Origin of the sequence: Methylobacterium tarhaniae (assembly GCF_001043955.1) — a bacterium.
Classification (GTDB): domain Bacteria; phylum Pseudomonadota; class Alphaproteobacteria; order Rhizobiales; family Beijerinckiaceae; genus Methylobacterium; species Methylobacterium tarhaniae.
The window spans coordinates 1-23,877 of record NZ_LABZ01000058.1 but is presented as its reverse complement, the minus strand read 5'-3'; the positions used below and the strand labels follow the sequence as shown (position 1 = coordinate 23,877).

Here is a 23,877-nt window from a genome sequence, read left to right as displayed (position 1 = left end):
ACGTTCTCTTGCGGCAGGCGGAGGTCGTCAGGGGAGTGCGACGCGGTCCCTTGCAGGGGGGCGAGCCGGTCAGGCCCGGACCCCGGCACGTCCCGTCCGTCGGATCTCACACGATTTCCGACGATCGCTTCACGCGATCCTATCGGATCGCATTTGCGATGCGGAAATCGGCTTCGCTCAGGCGCCGCGCGGGCTGGTCAGACGAGGTCCGGAAGCAATCTTCCGGATGAAGCAATCTTCCGGATCTCGTCTCACCCCGCGAATTCCCGCTTCAGCCCCCGCCGCGTCCGGTGACGCTCCAGCGCCAGATCGACCAGGCGCGTCAGCAACTCCGGATAAGGAACGCCGGAGGCCTCCATCATCTTCGGGTACATGCTGATCGAGGTGAAGCCCGGCAGGGTGTTGACCTCGTTGAGGTAGAATTCACCGCTTTGCCGGTCGAGGAAGAAGTCGACGCGGGCCATGCCGCTGCATTCGAGCGCCTCGAAGGCGCGCAGGGCCAGGGCGCGCACCCGCTCCATCTGGTCCGGGGTGATGTTCGCCGGCAGGTCGACGCTGGCGCCCTCGGGGTCGAGGTACTTGGCGGCGTAGGAGTAGAAGTCGTGGTGGGCTTGCGGGTTCAGCTCGCTCGCCACGCTGACGAAGGGCGGGTCGCCGTCGAGCACCGCCACCTCGACCTCGCGGGCGTCGATGCCCTGCTCGACCAGCACCTTGACGTCGTACCGGAAGGCGTCGTCGAGGGCGTCGGGCAGGTCGCCCCACGCCTTGACCTTATGGATGCCGACGCTGGAGCCCATGTTGCAGGGCTTGACGAAGACCGGGAGCTGCAGGCCCTCGGTGATCGCCGCGAGGGTGACCGCGCCGCGCTCGTAGGCGCGCCGGGTGAAGGCGCGGTAGGGCGCGACCGGGATGCCGGCGAGGCCGGCCAGCCGCTTGGTGACGTCCTTGTCCATGCCGACCGCCGAGGCCATCACGCCCGAGCCGACATAGGCGGTCTCGGTCAGCTCCAGCAGGCCCTGCAGGGTCCCGTCCTCGCAGAGCGGCCCGTGCAGGACCGGGAAGACCACGTCGATCGCGACGCGCGCCGGCGCGCCGTCGAGGGCCACCACGGCGGCGCGTCCGTCGGCTCCTTGCGCCAGCCGCACCTCGGGGCTCTCCGGCGGGATCGCCAGGGACTCGTCCCCGGTCTGCGTGATCCGGCGCAGGTCGTGGCGCTGCCAGCGCCCGGCCTTGTCGATGCTGACCGGGATCACCTCGAAGCGGTCGCGGTCGAGATGGCGGATCACCGAGGCGGCGGAGCGCAGCGAGACCTCGTGCTCGCCGGATCTGCCGCCGTACAGGACGGCGACGCGGGTCTTCTCGGTCATGCGCGAACCCTCGATCCCCTGGAATCCATGAAACCCGATGCCGCGCGGCACCCGCGGGGCGGCCCTGATTATCGCCGGACGAGGATTTCAGAAACCCTACGCGGCGGTACGGCCGAGTTCGTCGCGCATCAGGCCCAGGAAATTCTCCGTCACGGCGCTGGCCGGTGCCCGGTAGAGGGCGCAGACATCGGCGGCCGGGGCCGGGCCGGCGAGGGGGCGGTAGGCGACATCCGGCCGCGGCAGGGCGCCGATCGAATCCGGCACCAGGGCGACGCCGAGCCCCGCCGCCACCAAGTTCACGAGCGAGGCCGATTCGACCACCTGCTGCACGATCTGCGGCACGAAGCCGGCGGACAGGCAGGCATCCCGGAGATGGGTGGCGAAGCGGGAATCGCGCAGGCGCAGCGAGACGAAGGGCTCGTCGCGGAGGTCGCTCAAGGCGATCGCGGCGCGACCCGCCAGGCGGTGCTCCGCCGGCAGGGCGACGCCGACCGGCTCGGGCCAGGCCCGCACCACCCGCAAGGACGGATCGTCCGGCGGCCGGCGCAGGAAACAGAGGTCGGTGCGGTGGGCGTGCAACGCCGCCTGCTGCTCGCCCGGCGGCATCTCGTGCAGGCGCACCAGCACCGCGGGGTAGCGCTCGCCGAAGCGGCGGATCAGCCGCCCGAGGGGGCCGGCCAGGATCGAGCCGGTGAGCCCGATATCGAGGGTGCCGCTGCGCCCGGCCCCGACCGCCCGGGCCTCGGCGCAGGCCTCCTCCACCTCCGCCAGGAGGCGCCGCGCCCGGGTGAGGAAGGCGGTGCCGGCGGGGGTGAGGGCGACGCTGCGGCTGGTGCGCCAGAGGAGCGGCGTGCCCAGCTCCGCCTCCAGGTCGCGGATCTGCTGGCTCAGCGGCGGCTGCGAGACGCCCAGGCGCTCCGCCGCTCCGGTGAAGCTCAGGGATTCCGCCACCGCCACGAAATAACGCAGGTGGCGCAGTTCCACGACGAGCCGGCCGGATCCAGACGAAAGACGACTGGACCATACGCAACGGAATATTGGACGTCCAGCTTGGCAAGCCCCAGGAGTGAGGCCGGTTCGTCGGCGTCGTCCGGGCGCTGTCGTTGAGCCATCGCGTGGCATCGACCGCGAGTGGGCGCGCCGCGTGCGCGACGGCGGGGTCCCGGCCTCGACCGGCGCCGTCCCGGCCCCCGTCGAGGACGGATCGGCGGCTGGACAGCCTTCCGTCCGGGCCATACCCCAAAGCCACCGAATCGGACCCGACCGCCATGCAGCACGACCGGCCGCCCACCGTTACGAGCCTCGGCGCCGCCGTGATGGCGCGCCTCGCCGCGCTGGCGCGCATCAGCGCCGATCCCGACGGGCTCACCCGCCTCTACCTGACCCCCGCCCATGCGCAGGCCACCCGGCAGGTGGCCGCCTGGATGGAGGAGGCCGGCATGGAGGTCCGGCTCGACGCCGCCGCCACCGTCGTCGGCCGCTACGAGGCCGCGACGCCCGGCGCCCCGACCCTGTTCCTCGGTTCGCACATCGACACCGTGCGGAATGCCGGCCACTACGACGGCAATCTCGGGGTGGTGACGGCGATCGCCGCCGTGCAGGTGCTGCACCGGCTGGGCGAGCGCCTGCCCTTCGCGGTCGAGGTGCTGGCCTTCGGCGACGAGGAGGGGGTCCGCTTTCCCGTCACCCTCACGGGCTCGCGGGCGCTCGCCGGGCTGGTCCGGCCCGACTTCCAGGAAGCCCGCGACCGCGACGGGGTGAGCCTGGCCCAGGCCCTGCGGGATTTCGGCTGCGACCCCGACGGCGTGCCGGGCCTCGCCCGCGACCCGGCCACGGTGCTGGGCTACCTCGAGGTCCATATCGAGCAGGGCCCGGTCCTGGAGGAGGCGGACCTGCCGGTCGGCATCGTCACCGCCATCGCGGGGGCGAGCCGCCTCGTCGTCACCGTCGAGGGCCGGGCGGGCCATGCCGGCACGGTGCCGATGGCCCTGCGCCACGACGCCCTGGCGGCGGCGGCCGAGATGGTGCTGGCGATCGAGGCCGAGGCGAAGGCGACCCCCGACCTCGTCGCCACGGTGGGCCAGATCGAGGTACCGCGGGGCGCCGTCAACGTCATCCCGGCGCTGACCCGGTTCAGCCTCGACCTGCGCAGCCCGAGCGACGCCGTGCGCCGCGCCGCCCTCGCGCGCCTGCGCGCCGCCTTCGACGCGATCGCCGCCCGCCGCGGCGTCGGGTTGAGCGCGCAGGGGAGCTACGACGAGCCGGCGGCGGCCTGCGCGCCCGGGCTGATGGACGCGGTCGAGGGCGGCATCCGCCGCCTCGGCCTCACCCCCTTGCGCCTGCCGAGCGGGGCCGGCCATGACGGCCTGGCGCTGGCCGGCCTGTGCCCGATCGGCATGATCTTCGTGCGCTGCGCCGGCGGGCTCAGTCACTCCCCGGCCGAATCCGTGACCGAGGCCGATATCGACGCGGCGACGCGCCTGCTCGTCGACGTGCTGCGCCATCTCCGGCCGGAAACTTGTCGGCCGTGACCCCTTGGCCCGGCCTTCGCTTGCGGTCCGGGCCCGCTTCCCGATCCTCAACCAGGAGAGACCCCGTGAAGGAACTGAAGATCAAGGCCGGCCCGTTCGACCTCGTCGGCCGGCTCGAGCTCGAGAAGGCGCCCCAGACCTGCGCGGCCTTCCTCAAGGCGCTGCCGTTCGTGAGCGAGGTCATCCACGTGCGCTGGAGCGGCGAGGGCGTGTGGATGCCCCTCGGCGACCTCGATTTCGGCGTCGGCTACGAGAACCACACCAGCTACCCGGCCCCGGGCCAGATGATCCTCTATCCGGGCGGCATCAGCGAGACCGAGATCCTGCTCGCCTATGGCGGCGTGCACTTCGCCAGCAAGGTCGGCCAGCTGGCCGGCAACCACTTCCTGACCATCACGACCGGCATCGAGCACGTCTACGACCTCGGCCGCATGACGCTGCTCAAGGGCGCCCAGCCGATCCGTTTCGAGGCGATGTAACACCGCCGCGCCTTCGAACGGACGCGTTCGAAGGCGCTGGCCAAGCCCGAACGGGTTTGCGCCCAGGCGCCAGGCGCGGATGCGCCGACGTGTCGATGCATCAGCGTGATGACATAACCGCCCGGCCCCTCGCCGCCGCGGGGTTTGGTCTCACAAGATTCCCTTGCGGCGGGCCGGCCTGCCGCCTACGCCTGTCGGACGGCCCGCCCGGGCTGCCGTCCGCGGCGCCCGGACGGGACGCGGGGCGTGTGAGCAATGAACCTGAAACGGTCCTACCGCAGTCTCGTCGGCGGTGTCTGGGCGGGCGTGCTGACGACCTGCCTCGGCCTCGCCACGGTCACGGTCTGGAACGACAGCCGCGACTACGAGCGCACGATCCGCGACGCCCAGAGCACCGCCGAGGCGGTGGCGCAGGCGCTGGGCCAGGAGGCCAACCGCCTCGTCTCCTCGGTCGACATGCTGCTCAGCGCCGCCGGCGCCCGGGTCGACGCGCACACCCTCGGGGCGAGCCCGCACTACACCCGCCAGCTCCTCTCCGGCCTGATGGGCCACATCCCGGCGGTGATGGCCGTGCGGGTGCTCGACGGCAGCACCGCCGGCGTGCTGTTCGGCCAGGGCGGAGCGGGCAGCGAGGGCCGTCCCGCCGACGCCGACCTCGTCCGCGCCGCCCAGGCGGTGGGCCAGTCCGAGCTCACGATCGGCTGGCCGACCCGGGTCGGGCCGGCCGATTCCTGGTTCGTCAGCGTCGCCCGCCTGGTGGTGCCGCGCCCGGGCGAGACGCCGCTCGTGGCGGTGGCGGACCTGTCGCTCACCGAGCTGCAGCGGCTCTACGGCCGGCTCGACCTCGGGCCCAACGGCGCCATCGGGCTCCTGCGCAGCGACGGCGTGATCCTGGTGCGCCACCCCTACGTGCCGGACAAGGTCGGCCGCAGCGTCGCCGGCGGCGCCCTGATGCGCGCCGCCGCCAGCGCGTCGGGCGGCACCTTCGGCGGCAACGCCTCGCCGATCGACGGCGTGCCGCGCTACGGCAGCTTCCAGCGCGTCGCCGGCGCGCCGCTCCTCGTCACCACCGGCGTCTCGAAGGACGAGACCCTGGCGGCCTGGCGCGAGGGCGTGCGGCAGGATGCCGCGGTGGTACTCGGGATCAGCACCGTGCTCGTCGGCCTCGGCTTCGGGCTGACCCGGGCGCTGATCCGCCACCGCGACCTCGAGGAGGAGGCCCGGCGCGCCGCCGGCATGCTCTCGGCCGGCGAGGCGCGTTACCGGCTGCTGGCCGAGAACACCAGCGAGCTGATCGTGCTCGCCCACGACGACGGCCGGCGCAGCTACGTCTCGCCGGCGGTGCGGCGCCTGCTCGGCTACACGCCCGAGGAGGCCGTCGCGATGCGCCTGCGCGACTGCGTCCACCGCGAGGACCTGGCCCTGCTGGTGACCCAGGCCCGCCGTCTCGCCGCCGGGGAGACGCAGGTCAGCGTGGTCTGCCGCGCCCGCCACCGGACCGGGGGGTGGGTCTGGGTCGAGGGCGCGTTCCGGCGCATCCCGGGCGCCGCCCCGGGGGAGCCCGCGATCATCGCGACCTTCCGCGACGTCGGCGAGCGCCAGCGCCACGCCCGGGCGCTCGAGGAGGCGCGGATCGCCGCCGAACGGGCGAGCCAGGCCAAGACCGACTTCCTGGCCTCGATGAGCCACGAGATCCGCACGCCGCTCAACGGCGTCATCGGCTACGCCGACCTGCTGCTCGCCGACCGCACCCTGCCGGGCCGCCACCGGCGCTACCTCGACCGGATCGCCGCGGCGGGCGGGGCGCTCCTCACCGTCGTCGACGACATCCTCGACTTCTCGCGCATCGAGGCCGGCGGCATCGCGCTGGCCGAGGTCCCGTTCGCGCCGGCCGCCCTGGTCGACAACGCCGCCTCGATCGTGCGCGGCCTGTCCGAGCCCAAGGGCCTCGCCCTCGACGTCGCCCTCGATCCCACGGTGCCGGACTGGGTCCGGGGCGACCCCGACCGCCTGCGCCAGATCCTGCTCAACCTCCTCAACAACGCGGTCAAGTTCACCCCCGCGGGCCGGGTCGCGCTGCGGGTCGAGGCCGAGGGCGAGACGCTGCGCTTCTCGGTGACCGATACCGGCATCGGCATCGCGCCCGAGCAGCATGGCCGCCTGTTCCAGCGCTTCAGCCAGGTGGACGGCTCGATCCGGCGGCAATACGGCGGCAGCGGGCTAGGCCTCGCGATCTGCAAGGGACTGGTCGAGCTGATGGGCGGCACGATCGGCGTCGAGAGCCGGCCGGGTGCCGGCTCCTGCTTCTGGTTCCGGGTGACGCTGCCGGCCTGCCCGGCGCCGGCGGCGGAGGCCGCGGAGGGGCGGCCCGCCCCGGTGCGCCCGGCCCGCCTCCTTCTCGTCGAGGACGTGCCGATCAACCAGGACCTCGCCCGGGCGGTGCTGGAGGCGGAAGGCCACAGCGTCGACGTCGCCGGCGACGGGGCGGCGGCGATCGAGGCGGTGCGGGCGCGGGCTTACGACCTCGTGCTGATGGACGTGCAGATGCCCGGCGTGGACGGGATCACCGCCACCCGGACGATCCGGGACCTGCCTCCTCCCACCGGCACGGTGCCGATCGTCGCGATGACCGCCAACGTGCTGCCGGCCCAGCTCGAGACCTTCCGGGCCGCCGGGATGGACGGCCATATCGGCAAGCCGTTCAAGCGCGCCGAGCTCGCCGCCGCCATCGCGCGCCACCGCGCCGATGCCGGCGGGCCGGTGCCGCTCCCCGCGCTGATCGATTTCGAGGCCTTCGCGGCGGCCCGCACCCTGATGGGCCCGGAGCGGATCGACGGCCTGCTCGGGATGCTGGCGGCGGAGCTGGAACAGCGCTTCCGTGCCCGCAGCGGCGACCGCGCCGGCCTCGCCCGCGACGCCCACGCGCTGATCTCGGCCGCCGGCCTCCTCGGCTTCACCGGCCTGTCCGACCTCTGCCGCGAGATCGAGGAGGCCTGCCTGTCGGGCGCCGACCTGCCGGATCTGCAATGCCGGATCGAGGCGGCCCGGGCGGCGGCGCTGGAGCAGATCGAGACGTTGCGGGCGGCGTGAGAGCCCATCGCGGCACTGACAAAGGGTGAGGGAAGGCGCGGGGCGTCAGCCCGCCCCGTCCCGCAAAGCTAACTCCCGCCGCACCGCTTCCACCCCTGCCACCGTCCCGCCCGACGCCTCGATCGCCCGCCGCGCCGCCTCCACCCAGGCCCGGTTGCCCCTCTCGCTCCCCCACGGCGCATCCTCCAGCCCGACCCGGACATGCCCGCCGCGGGAGACCGCCGCCGGCACCAGCGGCAGGATGTCGACCCCGAGGCCCGCCACCATCCAGGGGGCGCCCGGCGCGCATTCGGAGAGCAGCGCCAGATGCGCGTCGAGATAGCCCGGCCGCGGCGGGAAGCCCCAGGCGAACTCGTCCGAGAACATGAAGCGGTAGACCGGCACCGGCGGGCGCGGCTCCAGGGCGGCGAGCGCCGCGCCGAGCCGGGTGAATCCGGGCTCGTAGATGGCGTAGCCGGGCCGGATCCGATGGGTGCGGGCGATGCGCAGGCCCTCGCGGATATCGGCCATCGGGTTCTGGTAGAGGAAGCCGCTCTCCTCGGCCGAGGCCTCGTCGTAGCGCAGGAAGGTGGTCGAGCCCGGATCGCACACCGCCCACTCGATCAGGCCGCGCCGGGCCAGCTCTTCCGTATGGGCGTAGCGCTGCGCCGCGCTCGCGGCGTAGTCCGAGCCGGCGAGCGGGATCGTCGGGTAGACGATCGCGTCGGCCTTCGCCCGGATGCCCTCGATGATGCGGGCATAGGTCTCCCAGTCGTCGTTCTGGCGCCCGGTCCCGGGATCGTAGGCGTGGACGTGGACGATCGCCGCCCCGGCCTCGGCGGCGGCGAGCCCGTCGGCCACCACCTCGGCGACGGTGATCGGGATGCCGGGCTGGCGCTCGCGCCCCCACGGCCCGTTCAGGGCCGCCTCGATCCAGATCTCCGCCATGGCGTGCCTCCCTCGATCCTGGGAGCCATCATGCGCCGGCCGCACGCCGCTGTCTTGCCGTCGGCTCGGCTCTTGCAGGCGGGTGAAGGCCCAGCGCCCCGGAAGGATCCCATGCCGACGCACCACGAGATCCCCGCCACGCCCGACACGATGGTGCTGGGCTACTTCGACGCCGCCCTGAAGCCGGTGCTGACGGTGGATTCCGGCGACACCGTCACGCTGCATTCCCATCCGGCCGGCGGGCGCGCCTCGCTCCATCCCGATCCCGCCCGCCACCCGGCCGACTACCTCGCCGCCCTCGACGCGCTCTCGCCCGGCCTCGGCCCGCACTTCGTCACCGGGCCGGTCCATGTCCGCGGCGCGGTGCCGGGCGACGTGCTGCAGGTCGACATCCTCGACCTGACGTTCCGCATGGATTGGGGCTTCGTCGCGATCCTGCCGCTGCTCGGCACCCTGCCGGATGAGTTCGAGGATTACGAGACCATCCATCCCGACATCGATGCGGAGCGCGGCGTCGCGATCCTGCCCTGGGGCACCGAGCTGCCGCTCGAGCCGTTCTTCGGCATCCTCGCCACCGCGCCGCCGCCGGCCTGGGGCCGGGTCACCTCGCCGGTGCCGCGCCGCTTCGGCGGCAACATGGACAACAAGGAGCTCAAGCCCGGCACCACCCTCTATCTCCCGGTCTTCACGGAAGGGGCGGGGTTCTATGCCGGCGACGGCCACGGCGTGCAGGGCGACGGCGAGGTCTGCATCACGGCGCTCGAGACCGGGCTCACCGGCACGTTCCGGCTGACGGTCCGCAAGGACCTCGCCTATGACTGGCCCTTCGCCGAGACGCCGACCGACCTGATGGCGATCGGCCTGCACGAGAGCCTGGACGAGGCGATGCGCCAGGCCGTGCGCGAGATGATCCGCCACGTCTGCGCCCGCACCGGGCTCACCCGCAACCAGGCCTACATGCTGTGCTCGCTCGCCGGGAACCTGCGCATCACCCAGACCGTCGACGGCAACAAGGGCGTGCACATGCTCCTGCCGAAAAGCGCGCTTCCCGGGACGCCGTGACCGCATGGACCTCCGCTTCGACGACCTCCCGCCCCGCGACCGCTACCGCCTGCTCACCGCGCTGGTGACGCCCCGGCCGATCGCCCTCGTGACCACCCGCTCGTCGAGCGGCATCGACAACGCGGCGCCGATCAGCTTCTTCCAGGTCCTGGCCGAGGAGCCGCCGATCGTCGCCTTGAGCTTCAACCTGCGCACCGACGGCAGCCTGAAGGATACGCCCCGCAACATCGCCGAGACGGCTGAGTTCGTGGTCAACCTCGTGGACGAGGGCTTGGTCGCGGCGATGACCATTTGCGCCGCCGAGTTCCCGCCGGGCGAGAGCGAGATCCCGGCGGCGGGGCTGACGCTCCTGCCCTGCACCGGCGTGCGGCCGGGGCGGATCGCCGAGGCGCCGGCGAGCCTCGGCTGCCGCACCCATACGGTGCTCGACCTCTCGCCCGAGCGCCGGATCGTCCTCGGGCAGGTGGTCTCGCTCCAGGCCAAGCCCGCGCTGTTCACCCCGGACGGGCGCCACCTGCGCGACGGCGCCTTCCTGCCGGTGGGCCGGCTCTACGGCGACCTCTACGCCCGCACCGGCGACCGCTTCGCGGTGCCCCGGGTCACGCCACAAGAGGCCCGAGGCGGGTCCCGGGAAGAGGAGAGGGGGGCCTAGCCCCTGACCGCGTCCGGCACCCCGAACACCGCGAGCGTCGTCTCCCCGGCCGACAACCGCTTCTCCCAGCCGATCTCGGCCCGGGCCCGCTCCTCGGCCTTGGCGATCAGGCCTTCCGCCGCCTCGCGCGGGATCACCACGACGCCGTCGTCGTCACCGAGGATCAGGTCGCGGGGATGGATCGTCGCGCCGCCGATCGTCGCCGGGGCGTCGACGGTGCCGCCGTCCTTCGAGGCCGGGCCGCGGGCCGTGACGTGGCGGGTGAACACCGCGAAGTCGTCCCAGCCGCCGAGGATGCCGGTGTCGCGCACCGCGCCGTCGGCGACGAGGCCGACGATGCCCTTGCGCCGCGCCGCGGTCGAGAGCAGGTCGCCGATCATCGCGACGTCGCTGCGCCCCCCGGCATCAATCACCACCACGTCGCCGGCCTCGGCCACCGCGATGGCGTGGTGGACGGCGCCGTAATCCTTCGGGTCGCAGACGGCGGTGACGGCGCTACCCAGCAGCGTCGGGCCCCCGGTGATGCGCCGCAGCGGCCGGATCGCCGGATCGACCTGGGTCTTGCCCTCCAGGAGATCGACCACCACCGCCACCGGCACGGCGGAAAACCGCTTGATGAGGTCGGCGGAGAGTCGGGGCGGGGTCTCGGCGATGATGCGGGTCGGCATGGCGTCTCCTCCTCGAAGGGCCGTCTTCAGCTTTTGCGGCCGCTCGCCGATCTCTATAGGCTGTGCCGCCAGGCGCCGACAGGCGCGCTCAAGCAAGAATCCGATGCGCCGACCGGCGCGAGGACGACAGGCCCCCCAAGGGGCCCCAAGGGAGGACGACATGGCGGAGGGCGGGAGCGCCCCGGGCTCGCGGCGGCTCGAGGGCAAGGTGGCGCTGCTGTTCGGCGCCGGCTCGGCGGGACCGGGCTGGGGCAACGGCAAGGCCGCGGCGGTGACCTTCGCGCGCCACGGCGCCCGGGTGGTCTGCGTCGACCTGCGGCGCGAGGCGGCGGAGGAGACCGCCGAGATCATCCGGCGCGAGGACGGCGCCGCCACGGCGGCCGCCTGCGACGCCACCGATTCGGCCGCGGTCGCCGCCCTGGTCGCCGAGGTGATGGCGGCGCAGGGGCGCATCGACGTGCTGCACAACAATGTCGGCTACGCGCAGATGGGCGGCCCCGTGGAGCTGAGCGAGGCCGACTGGCACCGCACCCTCGACCTGAACCTCACCACCTGCTTCCTCACCTGCAAGCACGTGCTGCCGCACATGCTGGCGCAGCGGGCGGGCAGCATCGTCAACATCTCGTCGGCGGCGGCGATCCGCTACACCGGCTACCCGTATGCCGCCTACTACGCCGCCAAGGCCGCGGTGAACAACTTCACCTTGGGGTTGGCGCTCCAATACGCCAAGGACGGCATCCGGGTGAACGCGATCATGCCCGGGCTGATGAACACGCCGCTGATCCACCAGCAGATCTCCGGCCAGTACAAGGACCCGGACGAGATGGTGCGCGCCCGCGACGCCGCCTGCCCGATGGGCCGGATGGGCACCGCCTGGGACGTCGCCAACGCGGCGCTCTTCCTCGCCTCCGACGAGGCGGCCTACATCACCGGCGTGGCGCTGCCCGTCGATGGCGGCCTGACCGGGAGGATCGCATGAGCCTGCAAGCCGCCTCCGACCTCATCTGGCGCCACTGGCGCGAAGGTCGCCTGCTGGCCGCCCTGCCGCCGGACCTCGCGCCCGCCGACCGCGGGGCGGCCTACCGGATCCAGGCGCTGCTCGAACCCCGCAGCGCCGCCCCGCTCTACGGCTGGAAGATCGCCGCCACGAGCCTCGCCGGCCAGCGCCATATCGGCGCCGACGGGCCGCTCGCCGGCCGGCTCCTCGCCGAGCAGGTGCTGGCGGCGGACGCGCCGGTGCCGCTCTCCGGCAACCAGATGCGGGTTGCCGAGCCCGAGGTGGCGTTCCGCATGGGGGCCGACCTGCCGCCTCGCGCCGAGCCCTACACCGTCGAGGAGGTGATGGCGGCGGTGGCCGACGCCCATCCGGCGATCGAGTTCCCGGATTCGCGCCTGGAGGCCTTCGAGAGGGCAGGGGAGGCGGCCCTGATCGCCGACAATGCCTGCGCCCACCTCTTCGTCCTCGGCCCTCCGGCGCCCGAGGGCTGGCGGGGCATCGACCTCGCCGCCATGCCGACCCGGATCACCGCGGAAGGCCGCGAGCCCCATCAGGGCCGCGGCGGCAACGCCCTCGACGACCCGCGCCTCGCCCTCGCCTGGCTCGCCAACGCCCTGTCGGCCCAAGGGCTGACCCTGCGCAAGGGGCAGGTCGTGACCACCGGCACCACCACGGTGCCGCTGCCGGTCGAGCCGGGGGACGTGGTGCGGGCGGAGCTGGGGGGCCTCGGCGAGCTGACGGTGCGGGTCGAGGCTTAGCTGGCGAAGCGCGAGGGTTGCGGCGGCGAGCAACCCCGGGTCGAGAATCTGCCGGCAGACCTTGCGGTACACGGATGCGACCATCCCGCGAAAGTCCGCCGTCATGCTGCTGCGTCTCGCCCTCCGCGCTGCCCCCGTACCCGGCGCCGGTCCGGCCCGGGCCGCGGAGACGATGCGGGGATCGGATGCAGCATGGCCCATGGCGCCGATCCCGCGGCGTGATCTGATGCTCGCCGACGATCCGGCCCGGCCGGTCAATCCGTGCGCGGCCGACGGCCAGGTCGTCGGGACCGGGACGAAGCCCGGCACGCCCTCGCAATGAGAAAGGGGGGATGCGGGCCTGCCCGCATCCCCCCTGTTCACTCCACCCGTCCCGGACCTACCTCAGGCCGCCTTCACCCCGTTCAGGAACGCCGCCACCTCGCGCTCCAGTTCGCCGGCATAGCGCCCGAGCCGATCCGCCGCGCCGAGCACCTCCGCCGCGGCGGCCCCCGTGCTGCCGGCCTCGCGCTGCACCGCCACGATGCCGGTCGTCACGGCTTGTGTGCCCTGTGCCGCGTGCTGGACGTTGCGGGCGATCTCCTGGGTCGCCGCGCCCTGCTGGTCGACGGCGCCGGCGACGCCCTCGGCGATCTCAGACATCCGCTCGATCACCCCCGAGATGTCCCGGATCGCCTGCACGACGCCGCCGGTGGTCTCCTGGATGTGGCCGATCTGCTGGGCGATCTCGGCGGTGGCGCGGCTGGTCTGGCTCGCCAGTTCCTTCACCTCGGCGGCGACGACGGCGAAGCCGCGTCCCGCCTCGCCGGCCCGGGCCGCCTCGATCGTGGCGTTCAGCGCGAGCAGGTTGGTCTGGCCGGCGATCGAGGAGATCAGGTTCACGATGTCGCCGATCTGGTCGGCGGACTTCACCAGGCGCTGCACCGTCTCGTCGGTCCGGCGCGCCTGGTCGACCGCGTCGCGGGCGATCTCCGACGACTGGGCGACCTGGGCCGCGATCCCGCCGATCGAGACCGAGAGCTCCTCGCTCGCCGCCGCCACCATCTGGACGTTGGCGAGCGTCTGCTCGGCGGCGCCCGCCACCTCGGTCGAGCGGCCGTTGGTGGTCTCGGCGGCCTGGGTCATCGTCCGGGCGGTCGCCTCCATGCCGGCGGCGGCCTCGCCCAGCGTCTCGGTCATCGCCACCACGTTGGCCTCGAAGGAACGGGTCACGGCATCGAGGCGCGCGGCCCGCTCGGCCTTGGCGGCGGCTTCCGCCGCGGTGGCCCGGTCGGCCGCATCCTTGGCGAGCAAAGCCTCGCGGAACACCCGCACGGTGCCCGCCATGGCGCCGATCTCGTCGCGGCGGCCTTGCGCCGGCACCTGGGTGGCGAGGTTGCCGCCGGCGAGCGCCCGCATGGCGCCCGAGAGCTGGTCGATCGGCCGGGTGATGCCGCGCCCGATCAGGAGGGCGAGGGCCGCCCCGATGGCGCAGGCGAGGCCGACGCCGCCGGCGAGAAGCCAGAGCGCCCGGTCGCGCTCGGCGGCGAGCTGGGAGAGCTCGCTCGCGCCGATGCCCTGCGCCGCCGAGACCAGCTCGGCCGAGCGGCGGTCGAGGTCGGAAAAGATCGCCCCTTGCGCCGCGTTGGCCCTCACGATGTCGGGGATGCTGTCCTTGAACTCGCGCACCTTGGCGTTCAGGTCGCGCAGCACGTTCTGCGTGCCGACGTCGATGTCGCCGTACAGGATCGTCTCGGCCTGGTTGATCAGCTCGGCGGCGGTCGCGTCCAGGATCGGGGCGGCCTCGGCGTCCCGGGCCAGGATCAGGCGCTGCTCCAGCATCTGCGCCTCCTTGGCGGCGGTGATGGCCCTGCCGCTGGCGGTGAGCAGGCTCGTACCCGAGGCGACCCGGTCCTGCTGCTGGCGCAGGGTCACCTGGGCGGCGGTCTGGGCGTTGTTCTGCGCCTGCTCGATCTGGCGCAGGCCGACGATCAGGTTGCCGAACAGGGGCGCGAGCTCGTCCCGGCGCTCGGCCTTGCCGCCCGGCCCGAGCGGCTCGTCGAGCTTGGCCCGGTAGGCTTCGAGCGCGGCCTGTGCCGGCTCGACGGCCTCGGTCGAGGTCATGGCGCCGAGGCGCCGGATCAGCACCGCGACGGAATTCTCCTTCGATTCCAGCTCCATCCGGCCCTCGTCGCTCTCGCCCGAGAGGGAGGCGACCTGCAGCACCTGCATCTCGAGCGCCGAACGGATCGCGAAGGCCACGACGACGCCGGTGCTGGTGGCGGTCTTCTGGTCGGCGAGCGCCCGCTCCAGGTCCTTGGCGGCCTGGGCGAGCTGCTTCTCCTGCGCCGTGCCGATGCCGGCCACCGTCGCCTGCAATTCGGTGATGAGGGCGGCGTGACGGTCCTGGAGACTCTGCTTCTCGGCCCTCTGCGTGCCGAAGGCCTTCACGGCCGCCTCGAACCCGTCGAGGGCGCCGGCGATGCCGGCCGCGGCGGCGGCGGCCTGCGGGTCGTCCGCGAGGCGGCCCGAGAAGGCCCCGGCGCTGGCGCGCACCCGCCCGATCGCCGTCCTGAGCGCCTCGTCCCGGCGCGCATCGTCGCTCTTGAGGGCGCGGTCGGTGGCGAGGGCGAGATCGCCGATCTCCCCCGCCAGCAGCTGCGCCGCGTTGGCCGTATCGACCCGTCGGGCGAAGCCCGTCAGGCTGTGCCACCCGATCGCCGCAACTGCAACCGTCAGCAGGAGGATGAGACCAAACCCCCCGAACACGCGCGCCCTGATGGACATTCTCTTTATCTCCTCACCGTATGGAGGATAACGGTGAGGTCTGAAGCAATTCCTACTGCATTTCGGAAACCTGGGGTTGTCTCGGTCGATCTGTGCTTTGTGAGCGCCAGTGGGACCGTCAGGGGATCAGCCGGTCGGCGCGCAGGCGCGCGAACAGGTCGATGAAGGCGTCGTCGGTGGGCTGGTAGTCGAGGAAGCCGAACCGGCGGCTCTTGCTCATGTCGGTGACGACCTCGATCGGCCGGCCGAGATCGGCATCGGTGTGCCAGGGCGAGGCGAGGCGGTTCAGGTCCGGCTCGGCGAGGCCGTGTCTCGCCGCGATCCCGGCCCAGAGCGGGGCGTCGCCGGCCATCTGCTCCTCGAGCGGCCGCACGGTGCCGTCGAAGGGCGCCGGCTCGATCCCGAACCAGGCGGCGAGCCGGCCCCACATCCAGCTCCAGCGGAAGACATCGCCGTTCACCACGTTGAAATCCTGGTTCTCCGCCTGGGGCGCGGTGGAGGCCCAGAGCAGGTGACGGGCGAGCAGCCGTGCATCGGTCATGTCGGTGAGCCCGTTCCACTGCATCGCCGAACCGGGGAAGCGGAACGGCCGGCCGGTCTCGCGGCAGAGCGTGGCGTAGACCGCGAGGGTGGTGCCCATGTTCATCGCGTTGCCGACCGCCTTGCCGATGACGGTGTGCGGGCGATGCACGCTCCACGAGAAACCGTCGCGCTTCGCCGCCGCGAAGACCTCGTCCTCCTGCGCGTAGTAGAAGTTCTCGATCGGCAGCCGCCCCTGCTCCTCGCGAAACGGGGTCTGGGGCACGGCGCCCTTCCCATAGGCCTCGAACGGCCCGAGATAGTGCTTCAGCCCGGTCACCAGCGCGACGTGGCGCACGCTGCCGGCCGGTTGCAGGGCGTCGAGGAGGTTGCGCACCATCGCCCCGTTGATCCGGATCATCTCGGCCTCGGTCGGCCGGCGCATCCAGGTCGAGAGCACCACCCGGGTCGGCCGGTGCGGCGCGAGGGCGGCCTTGAGGGATTCCGCATCCTGCAGGTCGGCGGCGACCGGCACGACCCCGGATTGCGCCGGCGGGTTGCGGGCGAGCCCCAGCACCGTCCAGCCGGCCTCCCCCATCACCGCCGCCGCGGCGCTGCCGACGATCCCGCTCGCCCCGACGATCAGCACGGTTTCCGTCATGTCCCGGGTCCTTTGTTCGCGCTTGGTTGCCGGGACAACGTCTGAGTGGCGGGAGGGTCCCGCAGGCCTTGCCGCGGTGCGGCCGCCTGCCTCGGACTGCCATGCGCTCGTTTTGTTCGGGTCGCAGAAGGGGCATATGTCGAGAAAGAAGTGTTCTGCCGATTGAGACGCCGTCATGATCGATGTGACGATGACAGTGCTGTCGATGGCGAACGCGCCCTATGGGGCAAACCTCGCCGCGCAGCAGCTCGCCGCGCGGATCGTCGATCCCGCCAGCGTTACCGCGAATGATGGATCGGTCTTCGCATTCTTTTCCGAGCGGCGTGAAGGCCTATAGGAAAATTTTATCGGTATTACGAGGCTTGATCAAGGTAAGGTGCGGATGATCGCGGACCAATTCGCCTTGAAGACAGGGTATTCGCTTCCTCTCGCTCGCTGATGTCACGTGCGTGGTACGATCCAGCCAATGGTGGTTGTTCGATCTGGCGATGGACATCATCGCGCAGGCCGAGTCCGCAACTTGCGCCTTTGACTGGACCTTCGGCAACGAGATGGCCCTGATGCTCCAGATCGATCATTGCGAAAGCCATGAGATCGATCTCTTCCTGGATAATCCACAGCTGCTGCCTTTTCTTCATCCGGCGACCCAGGGCTATCGCTTGAATCGGCAACCCGACGGTTATGAGAGCGACGGCGCGCATGTCGCGAAACTGATTTTTGCCGGCAAGAGCGAGATCGACTTCATCCGCTGCAGACCTGTGACCGAGATGCCTGCGTAATATAAATGAGATTTCCATCAGGCTCGATCGTCTCGAAACAGCGCCAGAGATTGCTGCAAAAGTAGATTTATTCCCGCGAAACTCGTCTTCAGCCTCGCGACATGTTCGACATCGCAGCTGTTATTCATTAGGACGGCGAGGATGATGTGCTCGCCGCTTGAATATGATGCGGGCAAGGAAAGTCTTGGGCCGCCAGCGTCACCCGGTGGTGAACAGCGGTGGACGCTTGCTCGCCGTGATGGTGCCCCCAGCACATGTCCAGGACCAGGACGGTGGCCTCAAGCTGGTCAAGCGCCTGGTACGTCTTTATCCGTGGGTGGAGACCGTCGTCGTCGATGGTGGGTACAAGACGCGGTTCATCGCTGCCGTTCAATCTGGATTGAAGCACGTCGTTGAGGTGGTCCTTCGGCCAAAGGGGTCGAAGGGATTTGTTCATCTGCCAAAACGATGGCGAGTTACTCAAAGAATCGGCGTTCTGAAGATCTCGCTCCGTCTCAAGACATATTACGAGACACTGTGTCACGTTTCGACGGGCGCAACGCTTGCGCCCATCGGCTGACTTCTTGCGCCGATCACTATGGATTAAATCTTTTCTAACGAACTCTGAGACGCCTGCGGCGGATGGCTGAATCGCTCAAGCGGCTGGTTGCAGGAACGACGGATCTTCACAGAAATCATATGGGCCCTTCTAAGCCTCGCAGAACCTGGTTATTATCGCCCCCATGCCAGCTTGGCATTTCTAGGTTGTTCGTTTCTTTGGAGTTACGATTTATGTCTGATGGTTTCATTGACCGGAAATTGTCTGTACATGTTTTGGAAGATATCCTGGTAACGCCATTGCTATCGGGATCGGGAAAAGTTTCGCAACAATTTTCTGTTGTAGGTGGAGACGCCTCATCAATGGAGCATCGGCGCGCAGCCAGGGGATATAGCATAACCAAGATCGATGTTGCTACCGAAGAACTGGATTATACTGTTATAGATGATGATTGCTTGTATGCAGGGCCGCTATTTAATCATTTTGGACATTTTATCGCCGAGTCGATACCGAGACTGTGGGCATTTGTTGAAAACGAGAGTAAAAGACTGCCTTTTATTGCATTTCATCCTTTTCCTTTGGGTCGCGGATTCGCCAATGAATTGTACCCTTGGATGATCCAGGCGTTGAGTCTGTTTGGTATCGATAAGAGCAACATAATTTTCATAGACAAAAACATTAAGTTTAAAAAATTGCTCGTCCCTGAGCAAGGCAGTGTACTCGGCGCTGGCCCAATATCCAGGCGGTATATTGATTGCATTCAGAAAATAAACGACTCTACGTCTTCAGAAAAAAGGCATAGAGAGTTGAGGTCGGGCAAGATATACATTAGACGATCCAAGCATGCATTTTCTGGATCATATTTAGGTGAAAGACTGATTGAGAAATTACTGAAAAATCAAGCTGGATTTGAAATTATATATCCAGAAGAAATTGCAATTTCTGACATGATGAATAAAATTAACAGCGCAAGCGCAATCATATTGAGTGAAGGCAGCGCAATCCATACCCTCGAACTATGCGATGTCAGAGAGAGTTCGGTTTTTATAATCTGTCGCCGCAGCAGGCAGAGCGTTGAACATTTGTTCGTTAACATGCTGTCGCGTAAGGGATGTAAGGTTGGCATTTCCGGAGAGGGGTCGGCGGTCACTCCCCTAGATTGGGAGCCGACCCGCAATACACCAGCTTGGCAAAATGCTTCAGCTTATTTGGACTTGAGTCAAATAATTAATGATATTAACAAATTTTTCGGTCTTGCGATTGAAACTCCCGACAAAGAAATAGTACAAGAAAGCGTGAAGCAATCAATTGTTGACATCATTCTCGACCCGAGATCGACGAGGAAATCGACTACCGATGAGCAGCTGGGGGCCCTATTAAGACTTCTGCGTACCCAGATACCAACTCTGATACCTGGGCGCAGTCTGTGATGATAATTTAATAGGCTCAACACTACCTGGGCATTTTAGAGTGGCTTCGTGCGTTGTCCTGCTGGCTGAGGGGGCGCCCATGGGCGAGGATCGAGTTGAAGCTGTGGATCTGGACGCGTGGCTGGCGGCTATTCGAGGTTCTTCTTCCACCCGTCCGGTGTGCCTGCTGTCAGCACCGCTTCCGCTTGCGTTTTAAATTGCCCAAGTAGTCTCAAGGGCCTGCGGAGCCGACCGTTCTGCCCAGGCTCTGGCCGCAGTCGAATCGATGAACCCGATATCCGCGCTCGACCTGACGAAGGCTTCAATGCTGAGGGAACACCATCAGCATTTGCCGGCTGTTGATCAATCGATGATCCGAACCGTCCTTCGCGCAGCTCTCAATCGCTGATTTCGCGGCTCTCGTCCGGCCAGCCCGGCGCTGGCAAGGCGCTCCCCATGGAGTGGCATAGCTTCCTCGCCTAAGCCACGACCCGGACGGAGCCGGAGGCGGGGATCCGCGTTCCTAGACGCGGCAGCGGGGCTGGACAGGCCCGGGCGTGCCGGCGGAGGCGCCCGTGGGTCAGCTCGCGACGGTGGACGAGGATCCGTCATCGAAGGCGGTCGCGCGGGAGCCGGAGCGGCGGCTGAAGCCGGCTCTGCTCCTCGGCGCCCTCGGGGTCGTCTACGGCGATATCGGCACGAGCCCGCTCTACGCCTTCAAGGAGGCGGTGCGGGCGGCCGGCCACGGCCAGGCCGAGCCCGCCGCGGTGATCGGTGCCGTGTCGCTGATCCTGTGGGCGCTCCTCGTCGTGGTGTCGCTCAAATACGCGGTGCTGATCCTGCGCGCCGACAATCACGGCGAGGGCGGCATCGTGGCGATGCTGGCGCTGCTCGGCGCCCGCAGCGCCGAACCGCGCAGCTGGGCCGGCCTGCTCCTCGTCGTCGGCCTCGTCGGCGCCGCGCTCCTCTACGGCGACGGGGCGATCACCCCGGCGATCTCGGTCCTGAGCGCCGTCGAGGGCCTGAAGGTCGAGGCACCGGGCCTCGCCCCCGCGGTGATGCCGATCACCCTGGTGATCCTGGTCGGGCTGTTCCTGATCCAGAGCCGGGGCGCGGCCTTCATCGGGCGGATCTTCGGGCCGGTGATGCTGGCGTGGTTCTGCGTCCTGGCGCTGCTGGGCCTCGGCGGCATCCTGCAGTCACCGCAGATCCTCGCGGCCCTCAACCCCTTGAGGGCCATCGAATTCCTGACCCATGCGGGCTGGGCGGTCAGCTTCGCCATGCTCGGCGCCGCCTTCCTGGCGGTGACCGGCGGCGAGGCGATGTACGCCGATCTCGGCCATTTCGGCGCCCGGCCGATCCGCCTCGCCTGGTTCGGCCTGGTGCTGCCGGCCCTCGTCATCAACTATGTCGGACAAGGAGCCGTGCTGCTCGCCGAGCCCGACGCGATCGACAACCCGTTCTACCGGCTTAGCCCCGACTGGGCGCATTACCCGCTGATTGGGCTCGCCACCCTCGCCACCGTCATCGCCTCGCAGGCGATCATCTCGGGCGTGTTCTCCCTGACCCAGCAGGCGATGCAGCTCGGCTTCCTGCCCTTCATCCGCATCGTCCACACGGCGCGCGACGCGCAGGGCCAGATCTACGTGCCGGTCGTGAACTGGCTGCTCGCCGCCGCCACCCTGAGCGCCGTCGTGATCTTCGAGACCTCGGATGCGCTGGCCGGCGCCTACGGCATCGCGGTCTCGCTGCTGATGGCGATCACGACGCTGCTCGGCGGTCTCATCGCCCGGCGCTGGGGCTTCAACCCGCTCCTGGTCCTCCTGGTCAACGGCCTCTTCCTGGCGATCGACCTCGTGTTCCTGGCCGCCAACAGCGTGAAGGTGCTCGAGGGCGGCTGGTACCCCCTGGTGCTCACCGCCGTCGTCGCCGTGACGATGCTGACCTGGCTCCAGGGCACCCGGCTGACCGAGGCCAACCGGGTCGGCGCCCGCCAGGACGAGGGCGCCTTCCTGGCCGCTCTCCGCGCCGATCCGCCGATCCGCCTGCCGGGCGCGGCGGCCTTCCTCTCCTCCGCGACCAAGGGCATCCCGCTCCACATGACCCGGCTCCTGGAGCGCAGCCACGCCCTGCCGGCCCGCTGCAGCATCGTCACCGCGCTCTACGAGGAGAAGCCGATGGTGCCGGCGACCGAGCGCGCCGAGGTGATCCGGCTCGCCCCCGACCTCTACCGCGTGACGCTCCGCTACGGCTTCATGGAGGACGCCTCGATCCCGGAGGGCCTGGCCTGCGCGGTGGCCCATCGCGGCCTGCCGGCCGATTTCATCGAGGATGTCACGGTCTTCATCGGCCACGAGACCATCATCCCGAAGCGCGACCACCGCGGCATGGCCGTCTGGCGCGAGGCCCTGTTCGCCTTCCTGATGCGCAACGGCGAACGCACCGGCGCCTTCTTCTGCGTGCCGACCCGGCAGGTGGTGGAGGTGGGGACCGAGATCGAGATCTGAGGATCCTCAAGGGGACCCCGGTTCACCTCCACGCATCCTCACCGGCCGCTCTCCCAGGCTCGCCGCAGGGCGCAGCAGGTAGCCGTCCGGATCCTGCACCAGGAACTGGCGCTGCCCGACCTCGACCTCGCCGGCGCGGTACCATTGGTCCTCGACCGCCAGGAAGAGCGGCCAGCCCGCCGCCTCCAGCCGGGCCAGGATCGGCTCGACCGCCGGGACCCCGATCTCGAAATTGATGCCGCGCCCCAGCGGCGGCTCCAGCGGGCCGGTCTCCCATTGCCGGGAGGCGGGATCGCGCCTCTCCAGCATCACTTGCGCGCCGTCGAGGTCGAGATAGGCGAAGCCGTCCTCCGGCCGGTCGAAGGCGATACGGAAGCCGATCAGGTCGACCCAGAAGTGCAGGCTGCGCGCGAGGTCGGTGATCAGGAGTTCCGGCGTCAGCCGCGCGAACGTGACCGTCATGCTTGTTCCTCAGCCCCACCCGGCCATCCGCGCCGGTTGACCTCAGGCTGCCGATCCGTGACGCTTTCCGCAACGGTGCCCGAGTGAGCGCCGAAGCAACGGCAGGGCGGCGGTGCCGCCCCGGGGAGGAGACATGAGCCTGTACCACAAGCTCGCCGCGCGGGCGGCGGCCGGCAATCCGGTGCGGATCGGGGTGATCGGGGCCGGCAAGTTCGGCTCGATGTTCCTGTCGCAGGCGCCGCGCACGCCGGGGCTGCATGTCGTCGGCATCGCCGATCTCGACCCGCAGCGGGCGCGGGCGGCGCTGGCCCGGGTCGGCTGGCCGGCGGAGCGATACGCGGCGAAGAGCGCCGCCGAGGCGATGCGCAACGGCACGACCTTCCTCACCGACGACGCGGAAGGGCTGATCGCCGCGGACGGGATCGAGGTGATCGTCGAGGCGACCGGACATCCGGGCGCCGGCATCCGCCACGCGCTGGCCTGCTGCCGGCATCGCCGCCACATCGTGATGGTCAATGTCGAGGCCGATGCCCTGGCCGGCCCCCTCATCGCCCGCCGGGCGGCGGAGGCGGGCATCGTCTATTCCTTCGCCTATGGCGACCAGCCGGCGCTGATCGCCGAGATCGTCGACTGGGCCCGCACGGCGGGCTTCCGCGTGGTCTGCGCCGGCAAGGGCACGAAGTACCTGCCGGTCTACCACGCCTCGACCCCCGACACGGTCTGGGGCCATTACGGCTTCTCCGAGGAGCAGGTCGCCGGCGGCGACTTCAACCCGCAGATGTTCAACTCCTTCCTCGACGGCACCAAGTCGGCGCTGGAGATGGCGGCGGTGGCCAATGCCTGCGACCTGACGCCCCCGCCCGCCGGCCTCGCCTTCCCGGCTTGCGGCGTCGACGACCTGCCGACCCTGCTGCGCCCGGAAGCCGCCGGCGGCATCCTGCCGGTGGACGGCACGGTCGAGGTGGTCTCGTCCCTGGAGCGCGACGGCCGCCCGGTCTTCCGCGACCTGCGCTGGGGCGTCTACGCCACCTTCGAGGCGCCCTCCGACTACGTCCGCAAGTGTTTTTCGGAGTACGGCCTGAAGACCGATCCGAGCGGGCACTACAGCGCGATGTACAAGCCCTATCACCTGATCGGGCTCGAGCTCGGCCTCTCGGTCGCCAGCATCGCGGTGCGGGGCGAGCCCACCGGTGCGACGCGGGGCTTCTCCGGCGACGTGGTGGCGACGGCCAAGCGCGACCTGAAGGCCGGCGAGCGCCTGGACGGGGAGGGGGGCTATACGGTCTACGGCCGGCTGATGCCGGCGCGGGACTCCCTTCACGCCGGCGGCCTGCCGATCGGGCTCGCCCACGGCCTCACCCTCACCCGGCCCGTCGCCGCCGGGCGGCCGGTAAGCTGGGACGACGTGTCGTTCGCGGCCGACGATCCGGCGATCCGGTTCCGGCGGGAGATGGAGGAGGTGTTTCGGGGGGAGGCGGGGTAGGCCGTCTCTCGACTTCCGCACTCCGTATGCATGGCGCGCGTGAACCCTCCCCTCTCTGCGGGGGAGGGTGGCCTGCGAAGCAGGCCGGGAGAGGGGCAGAGCGACGCTGATCCAGGGGGGGCACCCGTCACCGCGGTCACGACCTCTCCGGAAGCGTGGTTCCCCTCTCCCGCCCCGCATCCGCGGGGCACCCTCCCCCGCAGAGGGGGGAGGGTTCAGGGC

20 protein-coding genes and 1 pseudogene are annotated in these 23,877 nt (G+C 70.0%); 14 read left to right on the top strand and 7 right to left on the bottom strand.

Annotation, left to right across the window (positions count from 1 at the left end):
- Positions 1–251 precede the first annotated feature (251 nt).
- Positions 252–1,367, bottom strand: coding sequence for a D-alanine--D-alanine ligase family protein (locus tag VQ03_RS09420; protein WP_048450621.1), 1,116 nt, complete (start codon positions 1,365–1,367; stop codon positions 252–254).
- Positions 1,368–1,463: 96 nt separating this feature from the next.
- The gene (locus VQ03_RS09415; protein WP_048450620.1) at positions 1,464–2,351 is read right to left on the bottom strand and encodes a LysR family transcriptional regulator; all 888 of its coding nucleotides are present in this window, start codon (positions 2,349–2,351) and stop codon (positions 1,464–1,466) included.
- Positions 2,352–2,635: 284 nt separating this feature from the next.
- On the opposite strand from VQ03_RS09415, the gene VQ03_RS09410 reads away from it, so the two are divergent.
- From VQ03_RS09410 to VQ03_RS09400, 3 genes are all read left to right on the top strand, one after another.
- The gene (locus tag VQ03_RS09410; protein ID WP_048450619.1) at positions 2,636–3,898 is read left to right on the top strand and encodes an allantoate amidohydrolase; all 1,263 of its coding nucleotides are present in this window, start codon (positions 2,636–2,638) and stop codon (positions 3,896–3,898) included.
- Between the two features lie 65 nt (positions 3,899–3,963).
- Positions 3,964–4,377: a DUF3830 family protein gene (locus VQ03_RS09405; protein WP_048450618.1), complete on the top strand. Its 414-nt coding sequence runs from the start codon at positions 3,964–3,966 to the stop codon at positions 4,375–4,377.
- A gap of 255 nt (positions 4,378–4,632) precedes the next feature.
- Complete coding sequence (locus VQ03_RS09400; RefSeq protein WP_053078476.1) at positions 4,633–7,467, top strand: ATP-binding protein; 2,835 nt, start codon at positions 4,633–4,635, stop codon at positions 7,465–7,467.
- A 45-nt stretch (positions 7,468–7,512) separates the two neighbouring features.
- Here the strand turns inward: VQ03_RS09400 and VQ03_RS09395 are convergent, their stop codons facing one another.
- Positions 7,513–8,394, bottom strand: coding sequence for a beta-keto acid cleavage family enzyme (locus VQ03_RS09395; protein ID WP_048450617.1), 882 nt, complete (start codon positions 8,392–8,394; stop codon positions 7,513–7,515).
- A 111-nt stretch (positions 8,395–8,505) separates the two neighbouring features.
- Here VQ03_RS09395 and VQ03_RS09390 point away from each other — a divergent pair, with 111 nt between their 5' ends.
- Both VQ03_RS09390 and VQ03_RS09385 read left to right on the top strand, forming a co-directional pair.
- On the top strand, positions 8,506–9,456 hold the full coding sequence (locus tag VQ03_RS09390; RefSeq protein ID WP_048450616.1) for an acetamidase/formamidase family protein: 951 nt from the start codon (positions 8,506–8,508) through the stop codon (positions 9,454–9,456).
- Positions 9,457–9,460: 4 nt separating this feature from the next.
- A complete protein-coding gene (locus VQ03_RS09385; protein WP_048450615.1) occupies positions 9,461–10,108 on the top strand; it encodes a flavin reductase family protein in 648 nt (215 codons plus the stop codon).
- Here VQ03_RS09385 and VQ03_RS09380 read toward each other — a convergent pair.
- A complete protein-coding gene (locus VQ03_RS09380) occupies positions 10,105–10,776 on the bottom strand; it encodes an RraA family protein (RefSeq protein ID WP_048450614.1) in 672 nt (223 codons plus the stop codon). The genes VQ03_RS09385 and VQ03_RS09380 overlap by 4 nt on opposite strands.
- A gap of 160 nt (positions 10,777–10,936) precedes the next feature.
- On the opposite strand from VQ03_RS09380, the gene VQ03_RS09375 reads away from it, so the two are divergent.
- The 3 genes from VQ03_RS09375 (at position 10,937) to VQ03_RS32925 (ending at position 12,853) form a co-directional block, all read left to right on the top strand.
- Positions 10,937–11,755 carry an SDR family NAD(P)-dependent oxidoreductase gene (locus tag VQ03_RS09375; protein ID WP_048450613.1) on the top strand — a complete coding sequence of 273 codons (819 nt, stop codon included), beginning with the start codon at positions 10,937–10,939 and terminating at the stop codon, positions 11,753–11,755.
- The gene (locus VQ03_RS09370; protein WP_048450612.1) at positions 11,752–12,531 is read left to right on the top strand and encodes a 2-keto-4-pentenoate hydratase; all 780 of its coding nucleotides are present in this window, start codon (positions 11,752–11,754) and stop codon (positions 12,529–12,531) included. Before VQ03_RS09375 ends, VQ03_RS09370 begins: the two co-directional genes overlap by 4 nt.
- 103 nt (positions 12,532–12,634) lie before the next feature.
- Positions 12,635–12,853 (top strand): hypothetical protein, encoded by a 219-nt coding sequence (locus VQ03_RS32925; RefSeq protein WP_157064043.1) that lies wholly within the window; start codon positions 12,635–12,637, stop codon positions 12,851–12,853.
- 62 nt (positions 12,854–12,915) lie between these two features.
- Here the strand turns inward: VQ03_RS32925 and VQ03_RS30940 are convergent, their stop codons facing one another.
- Together VQ03_RS30940 and VQ03_RS09360 are read right to left on the bottom strand one after the other, a co-directional pair.
- On the bottom strand, positions 12,916–15,297 hold the full coding sequence (locus VQ03_RS30940; RefSeq protein ID WP_053078475.1) for a methyl-accepting chemotaxis protein: 2,382 nt from the start codon (positions 15,295–15,297) through the stop codon (positions 12,916–12,918).
- A 118-nt stretch (positions 15,298–15,415) separates the two neighbouring features.
- Positions 15,416–16,477, bottom strand: coding sequence for an SDR family oxidoreductase (locus VQ03_RS09360; RefSeq protein WP_048450611.1), 1,062 nt, complete (start codon positions 16,475–16,477; stop codon positions 15,416–15,418).
- Positions 16,478–16,652: 175 nt separating this feature from the next.
- Here VQ03_RS09360 and VQ03_RS34290 point away from each other — a divergent pair, with 175 nt between their 5' ends.
- The 5 genes and pseudogenes from VQ03_RS34290 (at position 16,653) to VQ03_RS09345 (ending at position 21,710) form a co-directional block, all read left to right on the top strand.
- On the top strand, positions 16,653–16,814 hold the full coding sequence (locus tag VQ03_RS34290; protein WP_157064042.1) for a hypothetical protein: 162 nt from the start codon (positions 16,653–16,655) through the stop codon (positions 16,812–16,814).
- Between the two features lie 151 nt (positions 16,815–16,965).
- Positions 16,966–17,256, top strand: coding sequence for a hypothetical protein (locus VQ03_RS32915; protein WP_157064041.1), 291 nt, complete (start codon positions 16,966–16,968; stop codon positions 17,254–17,256).
- Positions 17,257–17,428: 172 nt separating this feature from the next.
- Positions 17,429–17,815 (top strand): annotated as a pseudogene (locus VQ03_RS32910) (transposase); the annotation flags it as partial.
- Positions 17,816–17,877: 62 nt separating this feature from the next.
- On the top strand, positions 17,878–19,224 hold the full coding sequence (locus tag VQ03_RS31720; protein ID WP_083467886.1) for a glycosyltransferase family 61 protein: 1,347 nt from the start codon (positions 17,878–17,880) through the stop codon (positions 19,222–19,224).
- A gap of 572 nt (positions 19,225–19,796) precedes the next feature.
- On the top strand, positions 19,797–21,710 hold the full coding sequence (locus VQ03_RS09345) for a potassium transporter Kup (RefSeq protein WP_048450635.1): 1,914 nt from the start codon (positions 19,797–19,799) through the stop codon (positions 21,708–21,710).
- A gap of 6 nt (positions 21,711–21,716) precedes the next feature.
- Here VQ03_RS09345 and VQ03_RS09340 read toward each other — a convergent pair whose 3' ends face one another.
- Positions 21,717–22,172, bottom strand: a complete 456-nt coding sequence (locus tag VQ03_RS09340; protein WP_048450610.1) for a bleomycin resistance protein — start codon at positions 22,170–22,172, stop codon at positions 21,717–21,719.
- A gap of 133 nt (positions 22,173–22,305) precedes the next feature.
- Here VQ03_RS09340 and VQ03_RS09335 point away from each other — a divergent pair, with 133 nt between their 5' ends.
- Positions 22,306–23,655: an NAD(P)H-dependent oxidoreductase gene (locus VQ03_RS09335; protein ID WP_048450609.1), complete on the top strand. Its 1,350-nt coding sequence runs from the start codon at positions 22,306–22,308 to the stop codon at positions 23,653–23,655.
- Positions 23,656–23,877 lie beyond the last annotated feature (222 nt).